11 protein-coding genes are annotated in these 13435 nt (G+C 64.6%); 9 read left to right on the top strand and 2 right to left on the bottom strand.

The window, feature by feature from the left end; all coding sequences use genetic code 11:
• The first annotated feature begins 89 nt into the window (after positions 1-89).
• The 8 genes from EWH12_RS00105 to EWH12_RS00070 all read left to right on the top strand — a co-directional run bounded on the left by EWH12_RS00105 (position 90) and on the right by EWH12_RS00070 (position 8972).
• Positions 90-2525: a TonB-dependent receptor gene (locus tag EWH12_RS00105; protein WP_129925316.1), complete on the top strand. Its 2436-nt coding sequence runs from the start codon at positions 90-92 to the stop codon at positions 2523-2525.
• 89 nt (positions 2526-2614) lie between these two features.
• Positions 2615-3487 carry a 3-methyl-2-oxobutanoate hydroxymethyltransferase gene (gene panB / locus EWH12_RS00100; RefSeq protein ID WP_129925315.1) on the top strand — a complete coding sequence of 291 codons (873 nt, stop codon included), beginning with the start codon at positions 2615-2617 and terminating at the stop codon, positions 3485-3487.
• A gap of 90 nt (positions 3488-3577) precedes the next feature.
• Complete coding sequence (locus EWH12_RS00095; RefSeq protein ID WP_129925314.1) at positions 3578-4276, top strand: tetratricopeptide repeat protein; 699 nt, start codon at positions 3578-3580, stop codon at positions 4274-4276.
• A gap of 14 nt (positions 4277-4290) precedes the next feature.
• Positions 4291-5637, top strand: a complete 1347-nt coding sequence (locus EWH12_RS00090) for an outer membrane protein assembly factor BamB family protein (RefSeq protein ID WP_422917706.1) — start codon at positions 4291-4293, stop codon at positions 5635-5637.
• A 127-nt stretch (positions 5638-5764) separates the two neighbouring features.
• Positions 5765-7132: a ribosome biogenesis GTPase Der gene (der, locus tag EWH12_RS00085; protein ID WP_066600677.1), complete on the top strand. Its 1368-nt coding sequence runs from the start codon at positions 5765-5767 to the stop codon at positions 7130-7132.
• A 4-nt stretch (positions 7133-7136) separates the two neighbouring features.
• Positions 7137-7349, top strand: coding sequence for a sulfurtransferase TusA family protein (locus EWH12_RS00080; RefSeq protein ID WP_066600674.1), 213 nt, complete (start codon positions 7137-7139; stop codon positions 7347-7349).
• A gap of 95 nt (positions 7350-7444) precedes the next feature.
• On the top strand, positions 7445-7885 hold the full coding sequence (locus tag EWH12_RS00075) for an Hpt domain-containing protein (RefSeq protein WP_129925312.1): 441 nt from the start codon (positions 7445-7447) through the stop codon (positions 7883-7885).
• An 82-nt stretch (positions 7886-7967) separates the two neighbouring features.
• Positions 7968-8972: an LLM class flavin-dependent oxidoreductase gene (locus EWH12_RS00070; RefSeq protein WP_129925311.1), complete on the top strand. Its 1005-nt coding sequence runs from the start codon at positions 7968-7970 to the stop codon at positions 8970-8972.
• Here EWH12_RS00070 and EWH12_RS00065 read toward each other — a convergent pair.
• The gene (locus EWH12_RS00065; protein ID WP_242495906.1) at positions 8942-10069 is read right to left on the bottom strand and encodes an acyltransferase family protein; all 1128 of its coding nucleotides are present in this window, start codon (positions 10067-10069) and stop codon (positions 8942-8944) included. The genes EWH12_RS00070 and EWH12_RS00065 overlap by 31 nt on opposite strands.
• Before the next feature lie 236 nt (positions 10070-10305).
• Here EWH12_RS00065 and EWH12_RS00060 point away from each other — a divergent pair, with 236 nt between their 5' ends.
• The gene (locus EWH12_RS00060; protein WP_066600670.1) at positions 10306-11961 is read left to right on the top strand and encodes an ATP-binding protein; all 1656 of its coding nucleotides are present in this window, start codon (positions 10306-10308) and stop codon (positions 11959-11961) included.
• Positions 11962-11967: 6 nt separating this feature from the next.
• Here the strand turns inward: EWH12_RS00060 and EWH12_RS00055 are convergent, their stop codons facing one another.
• The gene (locus tag EWH12_RS00055; RefSeq protein WP_242495905.1) at positions 11968-13419 is read right to left on the bottom strand and encodes an MATE family efflux transporter; all 1452 of its coding nucleotides are present in this window, start codon (positions 13417-13419) and stop codon (positions 11968-11970) included.
• Between the last annotated feature and the right edge of the window lie 16 nt (positions 13420-13435).

Raw genomic sequence — 13435 nt, 5'->3', positions numbered from 1 at the left:
GCCATATCATCCCTTATTATCGGCTTTGACCGGACGACCGGAAACGCCGCGATCAGAAACCACCGGACAGCCGGATAAAGGGGAATATCATGATTGCGCGTTTTCTGTTGCTCGCGAGCGTCGCGGGCGTTTCCATCATCACGCCCGGCGCCTTCGCGCAGGATGCGGTTCAGCCGGCCGCCGGTGACGTCCAGCAACCCAATGTGCGCGGCGAAGTGATCGTCGTCACCGCCCGTCGCCGACAGGAAACCGCGCAGGAAGTGCCGCTTGCCATTTCCGTCGTGAAGGGCGACAGCATCGAAGCGACGGGCAATTTCAACATCGTGAAGCTGCAACAGCTCGCCCCCACCTTGCAGGTCTACACCACCAACCCGCGCAACACGTCGGTCAACATCCGCGGCCTGGGCGTGCCGTTCGGCCTGACCAGCGACGGCTTCGAACAGGGCGTCGGCATCTATGTCGACGATGTCTATAACAGCCGCGTCGCCGCCGCGACCTTCGACTTTCTGGATGTAGCCCAGGTCGAAGTGCTGCGCGGGCCGCAGGGCACGCTCTATGGCAAGAACACGACGGCCGGCGCGATCAACATCACGACCAACCAGCCGACCTTCGATTTCGAAGGGCGCGCCGAACTGACCGTGGGCAACCTCAATTACAAGCAGGCCAAGGCCGCCGTGTCCGGTCCGCTGACCGACACGATCGCCGCCCGCATCGCGATCGCCGCGACCACCCGCCGCGGCACGCTCTACAATGTCACCAGCCAGCGCTGGATCAACGAACAGGATAATTTGGGCATTCGCGGCCAATTGCTGTTCAAGCCCAATGACGATTTCAGCATCACCCTGTCGGGCGACTATAGCAAGCAGGACCCGGAATGTTGCGGCACGACCTTCGTGCGCGTCGGCAAGACCCAGCGCGCGCTCGCCCGCCAATATGATGCGCTGGCCGTCGCGCAAAATTATGTCGTGCCCAGCCGCAACCCCTATGATCGCCTGAGCGACCTCGATTCCAACCTGAATGCGGGCAACAAGATCGGCGGCGTGTCGGCCAAGGCGGTCTGGAATGTCGGCCCCGGCACGTTGACGTCCGTCACCGCCTGGCGCTTCTGGGATTGGAAGCCGGAAAATGACCGCGACTTCACCGGCCTGTCGATCGTCGCCAAATCGCAAAACCCGTCGCAGCAGGACCAGTATAGCCAGGAATTTCGCTACAATTACGAAAGCGAGAAGGTCGATTTCGTCGTCGGCCTGTTCGGCTTCAAGCAGCGGATCGACACCCAGGGCACCGAACAGCAGGGCAGCGCCGCCAGCCAATGGAGCCTGACCGGCGCGCTGGCGAACGATCCCAGCGTCCTGGAAGGGCTGACCGCCAGCAACACCCAATGGCTCAAAAGCACCAGCGTCGCGCTGTTCGGGCAGGTCAGCTGGAAGGCGACCGACGCGCTGACGATCCAGCCGGGCGCGCGCCTCAACTATGACAAGAAGTCGGGCTTCTACGAACGCATCGTCACCAATGGCGCCGGTGCAATCATCAGTTGCACCCCCACGCCTGCCGCCGGATCGGTGCTGGCCGCCCAGTGCGGCGTCTATCAGCCGCAGGTCAGCGCGCCGTCAGACAGCGCGTGGAACTTCACCTATGATCTCAACGTCAATTACAAGGTCGCCCGCGACGTCCTCGCCTATGCGACCTACGCCAAGAGCTTCAAGACGCTGGGCATCAACCAGAACGGCCTGCCGCTCAACGCCGACAATACAGTCAATTACGACGCCGGCACAGTGAAGCCGGAATCGGTCAACCATTATGAAATTGGCCTGAAGACGCAGTTCTGGGATCGCCGGGCGACCTTCAACCTCTCCGCCTTCCGCACCGACATCAAGAATTTCCAGGCGACGGTGAATGGCGGTCAGTTCGGGACGGTGCGCGGCTATCTCGCCAATGCGGAAAGGGTGCGCTCGCAGGGGATCGAGGCGGACTTCAAGATCGTCGCCAGCAACCGTTTCACCGCCTATGCCAATGCCGCCTATACCGACGCCCAATATAAGAAGTTCACCAACGCCCCCTGCCCGCCCGAATTGTCGGGCGGCACGTTGCAGCCTTCGGGACAGCCGGCGGATTATTCGCAGCCGGGCGTCCCCGGCGCGCTCAGCCCGCGCCAGTGCGACATTTCCGGCCAGACCCTGCCCGGCGTGTCGAAATGGGCCTTCTCCTACGGCGCAGAATATAACATTCCGGTCACGCTGCTGGCGAAGGAAGGCCAGGCCTATCTGGGCGTGGACGGCAATTACCGTTCCCATTGGAACAGCAACGCCTCGCCGTCCATCTATACCGACGTGAAGGGCTATGCCCTCACCAACTTCCGCGCCGGGTTCCGCGGCGAAGGGTTCGACATCTTCGGCTGGGTCCGCAACGCCTTCGACGTCGACTATATCGAAAATCTGCAGGTCGCGCCGGGCAACACCGGCCTGATCGCCGGCCAGGTCGGCGATCCGCAGACCTGGGGCGGCACGATCAAAGTTTCGTTCTGACCATGACGGCGCGAGCCGGGTCGGCGCGTCATACCGCTCCGGCCCGTCTGGCATTTGCGCCCCGCGCCACGCTGCGGTAGAGCGCGTCCATGTCCACGACCTTCACGATCGACACCGCGACCAGCCGCGCCAACCCCACGCCCGCGCCGATGAAGCGCCTGACCGTGCCCGCCATCCAGCGGCGCAAGTTCGAGGGGAAGACGCAGGAACCGCTGGTCATGCTGACCGCCTATACCGCGCGCCAGGCGCAGTTGCTCGACCCGCATTGCGACATGCTGCTGGTCGGTGATTCGCTGGGTCAGGTGATTTACGGCCTGCCTTCCACCCTCGCCGTCACGCTCGACATGATGATCGCCCATGGCGCGGCGGTGGTGCGCGGCAGCTATCACAGCGTCGTGCTGGTCGACATGCCGTTCGGCAGCTATGAATCCTCGCCCCAACAGGCCTTCGCCAGCGCCAGCCGGATAATGGCGGAAACCGGCTGCGCCGCCGTCAAGCTGGAGGGTGGCGAGGCGATGGCGGACACGATTTCCTTCCTCAGCCAGCGCGGCATCCCGGTGATGGCGCATATCGGCCTGACGCCGCAGGCGGTGAACGCGCTGGGCGGCTATGGCGCGCGCGGCAAGAGCCAGCAGGAACATGCCAAGATCATGGCCGACGCGCGCGCCGTGGCGCAGGCCGGCGCCTTCGCCATGGTGCTGGAAGGGGTGATGGAGGAACTGGCGGTCGCCATCACCGACAGCGTCGACGTGCCGGTGATCGGCATCGGCGCATCGGCCCATTGCGACGGGCAGGTGCTGGTGACCGAAGATATGTTGGGCATGTTCGATCGGGTGCCGCGCTTCGTCAAACGCTATGAGAATATCGCCCAGACCATCGACGGCGCGGCCGCCCGCTACGCCGCGGAAGTGCGGGCCCGCAGCTTTCCCACCGACGATCAGGTGTATCGGCCTAAAATCTAATTGGCCAAAATTTGATTTGCCTGTGGCATAAGCGCCGCTATTGATCGCGCCTTCTGCGCTTAGTTTCTGATCCATTTCTCGGAGAATATCGTGGCCCTGACGCCGCAAAATAGCCAAGCCTTCATGCGCGAGGTGGACGACGCCGTCCGCCAGGACCAGCTTCTGGGCTTCTGGCAGCGTTATGGCCGCTGGATTCTGGTCGCCGTCGTATTGGGCCTGGTCGCTTTTGGCGGCTGGCTTTATTGGCAGCATTACAGCAAGACCCAGTCGGAAATCGTGTCCGAGCAGATGGACGCGGTGCTGACGACGGCGGCTGGTGGCGGCACGCCCGACGCCAAGCAGCTCGACGCGCTGACCAAGGCCGACCAGCCGGGCTATCGCGCATCCGCCCTGCTGACTCAGGCCGGCGCGGCGTCGCGCAAGGGCGACGCCAAGGGCGCGATCGCCCTCTATGCCGCCATGGTCGCCGACGCCAAGCTGGACCAGCCCTATCGCGACCTGGCGCTGATCCGCCAGACCGCGCTGGAGTTTGAGGCGCTCAAGCCCCAGCAGGTGGTCGATCGGCTCAAGCCGCTGGCGATCGAGGGCGCGCCCTGGTTCGGCAGCGCCGGCGAACTGGTGGCGATCGCCTATATGAAGATGGGCAAGACCGACCTGGCCGGGCCTATGTTCGCCGGAATCGCGAAGGACGCCAACGTGCCGCAGTCGATCCGTTCACGCGCGCGACAGATGGCAGGATTAATGGGGATCGACGCGGTCGAGATTCCGGCCGAGCCGAGCGAAGGATGACCGAGCGGATGGGAATGACCAGCATGAAATTCGCGCCGATAGGCCGTGTCGTAACGATGGCCGCGATGGTCGCCCTACTCGCTGGCTGCGGCGTGATCGGCGGCAAGAAGGGTGGCCCCAAGACGCCGGTCGTCGGCAACCGCACATCGATCCTGAACAACGAACAGGGTGTCGAGGTCGAACCCAGCCTGGCCGATGTGCCGGTCACGCTGCCCGCCCCCTATGTCAACGACAGTTGGTCGCAGCCGGGCGGGGACCCATCCAAGGCGATGGGCCATGTCTCGCTGGGCGGATCGCCCTCGCAGGTGTGGACCGCTTCGATCGAGGGCAGCTCGCCCCAGGCGCGGCTGGCCGCATCGCCGGTCGTCGCGGGCGGCAAGCTGTTCGTGACCGACGCGGGCGCGCATGTCATCGCCTTCGACGCCGCCAGCGGCGGAAAATTGTGGCAGACCAACCTGCCGTCCGAAGGCAAGGGCAATGGCCGCGTGCTGTTTGGCGGCGGCGTCAGCGTCCTGGGCGACCGGGTGTTCGCCAGCACCGGCTTTGGCGACGTCTTCGCGCTGAATGGCGTCGACGGCGCGATCCTCTGGAAAAAGCATCTGTCCGGCCCGCTGCGCGGCGCACCGACGCTGGAAAACGGCCATGTCTATGTGATGGGCCAGGATAATCAGGTGTTCGCGCTCAACCAGTCCGACGGCGAAACCCAGTGGACCGACAGCGGCACCTTGCAGGTCACCGGCATTTTCGGCGTCGCCGCGCCGGCCGCCGCGCAGGGCACCGTGATCGCGGGCTATAGTTCGGGCGAAATCAACGCCTATCGCTATGAAAATGGCCGTACCTTGTGGGGCGACGCCCTGTCGCGCACCAGCATTTCGACCGCCGTCGCATCGCTGACCGATATCGACGCCGATCCGGTGATCGATCGCGGCCGCGTCTTTGCGATCGGCCAGGGCGGCCGCATGGCGTCCTATGAACTGACCAGCGGCCAGCGCCTGTGGGAAATCAACATTGCGGGCATTTCGACCCCCTGGGTGGTGGGCGAATGGGTGTTCGCGGTGACCAGCGACGCCCGACTGCTCTGCGTCGCGCGCGCCACCGGCAAGATTCGCTGGGTCAGCCAGCTGCGCCGCTGGCAGAAGGAAAAGAAGAAGGACAAGGCGATCCGTTGGACCGGCCCGGTGTTGGCTGGCGGCCGGCTGATCGTCGTATCGACCCGCGGCGAGATGGTCTATGTCGATCCCGCCACCGGATCGGTCCAATCGACGGTGGACATGGATCGGTCCATGTCGCTTTCGCCGATCGTCGCCAACAACATGCTCTACGTCCTGGCCGACGACGGGAAGTTGACGGCGTTCCGTTAAGCGACGCGAATATGCTAAGTGTGCTCCCGCTCAAGCGGGGGTCCAGTTCCTTCGTCTGGACTGGCCCCCGCCTGAGCGGGAGCACGGCGTTTATCGATTTTGAATCTTAAGAAGGAAACGGGCCACCATGCTGCCCACCGTAGCCATTGTCGGGCGTCCCAATGTGGGCAAGTCCACCCTCTTCAACCGTCTGGTCGGCAAGAAGCTGGCGCTGGTCGACGACCAGCCCGGCGTGACGCGCGACCGGCGCGAGGGCGAGGCGCATCTGCTGGGCCTCGACTTCACGATCGTCGACACCGCCGGTTATGAGGATGAGGACGCCAATAGCCTACCCGGCCGGATGCGGATGCAGACCGAGGCGGCGGTGGAAAATTGCGACGTCGCCCTGTTCATGATCGACGCGCGTGCGGGCATCACCCCGCTGGACGAGGAAATCGCCCGCTGGCTGCGCGCCAACGACGCGCCGGTGATACTGGTCGCCAACAAGGCGGAGGGCAAAGCGGCCGACGATGGCGTCATGGAATCTTTTTCGCTGGGCCTTGGCGAACCTGTCCCTTTTTCCGCCGAACATGGCCAGGGCATGGCCGACCTGTTCCAGGCGCTGCTCCCGCATCTGGAGCGCGAGGGCGACGAGCCGCATGAAAAGGAATTTTACGAGGATGACGAGAGCGCCCCGCTCAAGCTCGCCATCGTCGGCCGTCCCAATGCGGGCAAGTCCACGCTCATCAACCGGCTGCTGGGCGAAAACCGCCTGCTGACCGGGCCGGAAGCGGGCATCACCCGCGACAGCATCGCCGTCGACTGGATGTGGACCAGCCGCGACGGGCTGGAACGCCCCGTCCGCCTGATCGACACGGCGGGGATGCGCAAGCGCGCCAAGGTGCAGGAAAAGCTGGAAAAGCTGGCCGTGTCGGACGGCATCAACGCGGTCAACTTCGCCGAAGTCGTCGTCCTGATGATCGATTCCACCCGCGGGCTGGAGGCGCAGGATCTGCGCATCGCCGACCGGGTGCTGGAGGAGGGCCGCGCCCTCGTCGTCGCACTCAACAAATGGGATACGGTCGAACATGGTTCAGCGCTCTACCAGGGCATAAAGAAGGCGCTGGACGAGGGCCTGGCGCAGGTGCGCGGCGTGCCGATCATGACCATTTCCGGGGCCACCGGAAAGGGTCTGGACGACCTGATCCATGTCGCCTTCGAAACCCGCACCGCCTGGTCGCAGCGCGTCTCCACCGGCGTGCTCAACCGCTGGTTCGAAACCGCGCTGGAGGCCAATCCGCCGCCGGCGCCCGGCGGCAAGCGGATCAAGCTGCGCTACATCACCCAGAACAAGACCCGTCCGCCGACCTTCGTTCTGTTCGGCACGCGGCTGGACGATTTGCCCGAAAGCTATCGCCGCTATCTGGTGAACGGCATCCGCCGCGAATTGGGGTTCGGCGCGGTGCCGGTGCGCCTGACGCTGCGCAGCCAGAAGAACCCCTACGCGACCAAATAGAGCAATGGCGGCCGATCCCGTTTTCGTGAACGCCAGAGGCATGAGATGCCCCTGGCCCGCGTTGCGTGCGGCGCGGGCGATGCGCGACGCCGGCGCCATCGTCATCGAAGCGGACGACCCGATCGCCGCCACCGAGCTGGAGGCGCTCGCCCAGACGCAGGGCTGGACCTTCGCGGCGCTGGGCGATCGCCATTTCGGCCTATCCCGGACCGAGTGATTATCCTCCACAATGGGTGGCTTTCCGCCACGCTTTAACCTGCTGTTTACGCGCCGCGTCTATTTTGGCTTCGTTAGAATGAAGGAGCGGCGTGGGTGTCCTATCACGATACCGAACTGGTCAGTTGGAGCGAATTTACGCGGACCCGCAGCGAGCTGGGGACCGCCTTTCTTCGTATCCTGGGCTATTTCCGGGAAGATGGCGCCAAATCCATCGGCGCTGTCGAAGAAGCGTTTCGCGCGCGCAACGCCGCCGCGCTGGTCACGCCCGCCCATACGCTCAAGGGCGAATCGGCGCAGTTCGGCGCCTATCGCCTGAGCGCCATGGCCGAAGAAATTGAGATGGTCGCCCGCCGTTGCGTGGAAACGCATGAAGGGCCCGACGAATTGATCGAGGTGGTCGTCGCGCTGCGCCCTTGTTTCACCGAGACGATGGCGCTGCTCGATCGCGACGCCAACCCGCTGGTCGCCCGCCGGCCCACCACCTTCGGCCGCCGCGTCGAAGCCCCCGCACAGGGATTTGGCCGGGCGGTCTGATCTGCAGTCGTCGATCGCAAACTGCTGCGCGACCATCTAATAGGTCTTGAAGTAAAACCGACCATGCCCCCATATGGCAGGCATGACCCGTTTCTCCCTGCTCGACCTCGTCCCCGTCCGTGAAGGCGACACTGTCGCCACGGCGCTCGCCCACGCGGCTGATCTTGCCGCCCATGCCGAAGCGCAGGGCTATCACCGCTTCTGGGTCGCCGAACATCATGGCATGGCGGGCATCGCGTCGGCCGCGACGGCGGTCGTGCTGGCGCATATCGGTCATGCGACATCGACCATCCGCATCGGCGCAGGCGGCATCATGCTGCCCAATCATGCCCCCTTGGTGATAGCCGAGCAGTTCGGCACACTCGACGCCCTTTTCCCCGGTCGCGTCGACCTGGGCCTGGGCCGCGCGCCCGGTTCTGATCAGCGGGTGGCGCAGGCGATCCGCCGCACCCTGTCCGGCGGTGCGGACCAGTTCCCCCGCGACGTGATGGAGTTGCAGGCCTATTTCAGCAAGGACGAACGGCTGAGCATCCAGGCGACGCCGGGCGCGGGGGCGGATGTGCCGCTCTGGATACTCGGCTCCAGCCTCTATGGCGCGCAACTCGCCGCCATGCTCGGCCTGCCTTACGCCTTTGCCTCGCACTTCGCGCCCGCCGCGCTGGATGAGGCGATCGCCATCTATCGCCGCGAATTTCGCCCCTCGGCCCAGCTGCAATATCCCTATGTGATGGCCGGCTACAACGTCTTCGCCGCCGACACGGCGGAGGAGGCCCATCTGCTCGCCAGTTCGATGCAGCAGTCCTTCGTGCGGCTGCGCACCGGCCAGCCGGGTAAGCTGCAACCGCCGGTGCCGGGCTATTATGACGCCCTGCCCGCGCAAGCGCAGGCGATGCTGTCCGATGTGCTGAGCGTCTCCAGCATCGGCACGCAGGCGGATGTGGAGAGCGACATTGCGGCGTTCCTGCGCCGCACCCAGGCCGACGAACTGATCCTGACCGGCCAGATTTTTGATCCCGCCGCGCGCAAGCATAGTTTCGCCATCGCCATGGCGGCGGCTCAGACGGTCACGACCTGCGAGGCCGCCTGAGGCTCCGGCCGCTTCAACCGCCCGCCGCTGAGCAGCGCCGCCGCGCCTGGCGCGACGCGGCGCAATGCCGCGCCGATCGCGGCCACCGCGCCAAGCACCATCAGTGGCTGCGCGATCAGGTAGAAGGGATAGAAGGGCGTGCCCATTTTCCCGAACAGTCCGCCCAGCACTGGCCCCAGCAGCCAGATCAGGATCAGGTGAGCGCTGAACAGGAAGAACATATAAGACTCTATCCGCAGCAGCATCGGCCGCGCCGGGCTGTCCGCCAGCGCCCAGGCCAGCCGCCAGAAAGCAACCGCCGCCGCGATCCGCAGCGTCAGGTCAAGGGCCCGCTGCGCCACCGGCCAGGCGTCGTCGCCGACCGTGACGGCATGATAGAGTTGCACCCCCATCAGCAAGGCGAAGGGTATCGCCATCAGAAGCATCGGCTTGCCCGCCACCCGCTCGGCCCAACCGCCGCGCTGCGCCAATATCCCCAGCGTGAAGAAGACCAGGATCGACGCCCGCATCAGCACGGGAGGCCCGAAACCGGCGATATGACATCCCGCCGCCGCGGCCGCGATCAGCGCCAGCAACCATCCCGGCATCCGCACCAGCAAGGGCGCGGCGACCATGCACAGGAACAGGTCGCGCAGAAACGGCATCTGCACATTGATGTCGGGGTTGCGCGTCAGGATCAGTATCTCGTCGACCACCCACCATCCCGATTGCGGCATCGGCGCGGACAGGCCCAGCCGCCAGGCGGCGCCCGACACCAGGATGATCGCGATGATGTTCCACAACAGCATGGGCAGAAGAATGGTCCGCGCCTTGCGCCGCACATGGCGGCCCCAGTCGCGGCTCGCCTGCGACTGCGCCACTAGCCAGCCGGATATGAGGCCCAGCAATGGCACCGCGCTGCGGCCGAACAATTCCATCAGCAGCCAGCGCAGATTATCCTGCCCGCTGCCGCGCAGCGCCTTGAGCGCTTCGCCATTCAAGCCGGTCCAGGCGTGAACATAGACGACGCCCAATATGCAGATCACGCGCGCGATGGCGATCGCGGCGGACCGACGCCCGCCATCTGTATGGCCATGAATCTTCGAGATATCGGACACGCGGCCATCCTGTTTGTTGCCTAATCCCAATGCCCGAACTTGATCCATGTTCCTGTCCGCCAAACGACTGGTCCAGATCGGACCCCGGCTCAACGTCTCTTAACCTTCACCCTCCACCCTGACGCGGGCCTTTGCGGGCGATGCGGCGGCGCAAGCTAAGCCAATCTTTACCTCTTTTGCCTAGAAGCATCCTGTTAACCGGAAGCCGTTCCGGTCCAAGGGACGACAAAAGGCTCATGACCCATATGCCGGGCGCACAACATTTTTCGTCTGCATCAGCGCCTGTGCACCTGACGTCAGTCCAGTCGATGGGCATGGTGTTCCAGATCGCCGGGTCCAGTTCCAAAGTGCTGATCGATGCCCAGCGTCTGGCGCTGCTGGAGCAGGATGAAGACCCCTGCACCGCCATGGCCGGCCAGGTCGGCAGCCAAGTGAAGATGCGCGTCGGCAATAGTTGGCTGGTCGCCAGCGTCCGCGCGATGACATTGGATCAGGCGAGTAAGGGCATCGTCGCCGACATCGATTTCCTGGGCGAAGGCGATGAGGAGAAGTTGACCGGGCGGATCTATCGCTTCCGCCGCGGCGTAACCCGCTATCCCACGCCAGGCACCGACATCTTCCCGGTGTCCGGGCATGACATGGGCCAGATCTACGCCGCGGACGACCGCGCGAATGTGGAGATCGGCACCGTCTATCCCACCACGGACACGCGCGCGGCGCTCTATGTCGATTCAATGCTGGGCAAGCATTTCGCGCTGCTCGGCTCCACCGGCACCGGCAAATCGACCAGCGCCGCGCTGATCCTGCACCGCATCTGCGACCTTTCGCCGCAGGGCCATATCGTCATGATCGATCCCCATGGCGAATATGGCGCAGCCTTCGCCACCAACGGCGCGGTGTTCGACGTCAACAACTTGGCCCTGCCCTATTGGCTGATGAATTTCGAGGAGCATTGCGAGGTGTTCGTGACCTCCTCCGGTTCCGAACGCACGGTCGATTGCGATATTCTCGCCAAATGCCTGCTCGCCGCGCGGACGAAGAACCGGCTGGCCGAAAGCATCGGGCGGCTGACCGTCGATTCGCCGATCCCCTATCTCTTGTCCGACCTCACCACGATCCTGCAAAATGAGATGGGCAAGCTCGACAAGGGCACCAATTCGCTGCCCTATATGCGCCTGAAGACCAAGATCGACGAGATCAAGGCCGATCCGCGCTACAGCTTCATGTTCTCCGGCATGTTGGTCGCCGATACGATGCAGGCGTTTTTGGCCAAGATTTTCCGCCTGCCCTCCGACGGCAAGCCGATCTCTATCATCGACGTGTCCGCCATGCCTTCCGACATAACCTCGACCGTGGTGTCGGTGCTGTCTCGTTTGGTGTTCGACTATGCCATCTGGGCGCGCGACGAGCCGCAGCGGCCGATCCTGCTGGTCTGCGAAGAGGCGCATCGCTACATCCCCAACACGACCACCGGCAACGGTCAGGCCGTGCGCAAGATATTGGAGCGGATCGCCAAGGAAGGCCGTAAATACGGCGTTTCGCTGGGCCTCATTACCCAGCGCCCGTCTGACCTTGCCGAAGGCGTCCTGTCGCAATGCGGCACGATCATCTCGATGCGCCTCAACAACGACCGCGATCAGGCGTTCGTGAAGGCCGCCATGCCCGAAGGCGCCCGCGGCTTCCTCGATTCGATCCCCGCCCTACGCAATCGGGAGGCGATCATCTGCGGCGAAGGCGTTGCCGTGCCGATCCGCGTCGCGCTCGACAATCTGGAGGAGCATCGCCGCCCCGCATCGGGCGATCCCAGCTTCACCGAACTCTGGCGCCAGTCCGGCAGCGAAGCCGATATATTGGAACGCACCATCACCCGCTGGCGCAACCAGGGGCGGTAAACGGCTTCAGCCCGCCGGCGCGATCCGGCCGGCCGGTTCAGCGTCGCTATTGGCCGTTTCGCGGCATTGTTCTTCATGCACCGGGACCAGCAATCGCGCGTTGCGCCAGCCGCCGCGCGCATAGATGATCCACGCCAGCAGCAGCGACATGAACGACCCCGCCGGGAAGCTGAGCCAGAGCGCGTCAGCGCCCCACAGCGGGTAGCCCATGTGGTAAAAGCCCAGCCGGACGCCGAACAGCGTAAAAATCAGGATCAGCAACGGCGCGACCACGACGCCATTGGCGCGCATCACGCCGAACAGGATCATGGTGCAGCCGAACAGCAGGAAGCTCCAGCTCGCCAGCAACTGCATATTCCACGCCGCCGCGATCGCGACCGCATTGTCACCCAGAAACAGCGACAGCAGCGATCCGTGGAACAACAGGATGACGACGATCATCGCCCCTGTGATCGCCAGCAGATAGCCTATGCCATAGCCGGTGATGCGGCTAATTCGGTCCCATCGGCCCGCGCCCATATTCTGCGCCGCCATGGCGCTGACCGCCGCGCCCATCGCCATCGCCGGCATCTGGAGATAGGTCCATATCTGCTGCGCCGCGCCATAGGCGGCCGTCACCAGCAAGCCTTCGCGATTGACCAGCCCGATCATCACCAGCCCGGAAGCGGACATGACGATCATCTGCAAACCCATGGGAAAGCCCTTGGCCAGCAGCACGCGCATCTGGTCGGCGGCGGGCCACAGATAGCGCAATTCGCGCCCCCGCAGCCGCAGCGGCAAATCCCTGGCATAGATGAAGGCGACGACGCCGATCAGGCTGACAAAGCCCGCCGCCGCGGTCGCCGCCGCCGATCCGGCGATGCCATAAGCCGGGATCGGCCCCAGCCCCAGGATCAGCACCGGATTGAGGATCAGGTCCACGGCCACACTGACGATCATGAAGATCAGCGGGGTGCGCGCGTCCCCGGCGCCGCGCAGCCCCATCATGATCATGACGACCAGCAAGGTCGCGGGCATCGCGAAGAAAATGACCCGCAGGTAAATCAGCGCCATGTCGAACGCTTCCGCCGGCGTCGCCAGCAACCGCAGCAGCGCCGGTGCGCCGATCCAGCCCGCCAGCGCGACGGCCAGACCCAATATCGAACAAAAGCCGACCGCCGATCCAAAGGCGCGCCGCGCCGCATCCAGGTCGCGCGCGCCCGTCGCCTGCGCGATCATCACGGTGGACGCCATGCCAAAACCGAACACGACCGAAAACATCAGGAACATGATGATGTTGGCGTTGGCGGTTGCCGCCAGCGCCTGCGCGCCCAGAAAGCGGCCGACCCAGATCGCGTTGATCGACCCGTTGAGCGACTGGAGGATGTTGGACGCCAGCGTCGGAATGGCGAACATCAGCAGCACGCCGGCGATCGGCCCCTGCGTCAGGTCTTTTGCGCCCGATCTGCTTGCTGCCACGCGCCTGCCTCTCCCT

This window comes from Sphingobium cupriresistens (assembly GCF_004152865.1).
Classification (GTDB): Bacteria; Pseudomonadota; Alphaproteobacteria; order Sphingomonadales; family Sphingomonadaceae; genus Sphingobium; species Sphingobium cupriresistens.
The sequence above is the reverse complement of the archived record's forward strand: the minus strand, read 5'-3'. Positions and strand labels throughout refer to the sequence as shown.

Bases quoted from the DNA above. Each gene is read 5' to 3' on its own strand.
- EWH12_RS00105 (WP_129925316.1), top strand. From the start codon at position 90: ATGATTGCGCGTTTTCTGTTGCTCGCGAGCGTCGCGGGCGTTTCCATC.
- panB (WP_129925315.1), top strand. From the start codon at position 2,615: ATGTCCACGACCTTCACGATCGACACCGCGACCAGCCGCGCCAACCCC.
- EWH12_RS00090 (WP_422917706.1), top strand. From the start codon at position 4,291: ATGACCAGCATGAAATTCGCGCCGATAGGCCGTGTCGTAACGATGGCC.
- der (WP_066600677.1), top strand. From the start codon at position 5,765: ATGCTGCCCACCGTAGCCATTGTCGGGCGTCCCAATGTGGGCAAGTCC.
- EWH12_RS00080 (WP_066600674.1), top strand. From the start codon at position 7,137: ATGGCGGCCGATCCCGTTTTCGTGAACGCCAGAGGCATGAGATGCCCC.
- EWH12_RS00070 (WP_129925311.1), top strand. From the start codon at position 7,968: ATGACCCGTTTCTCCCTGCTCGACCTCGTCCCCGTCCGTGAAGGCGAC.
- EWH12_RS00060 (WP_066600670.1), top strand. From the start codon at position 10,306: ATGACCCATATGCCGGGCGCACAACATTTTTCGTCTGCATCAGCGCCT.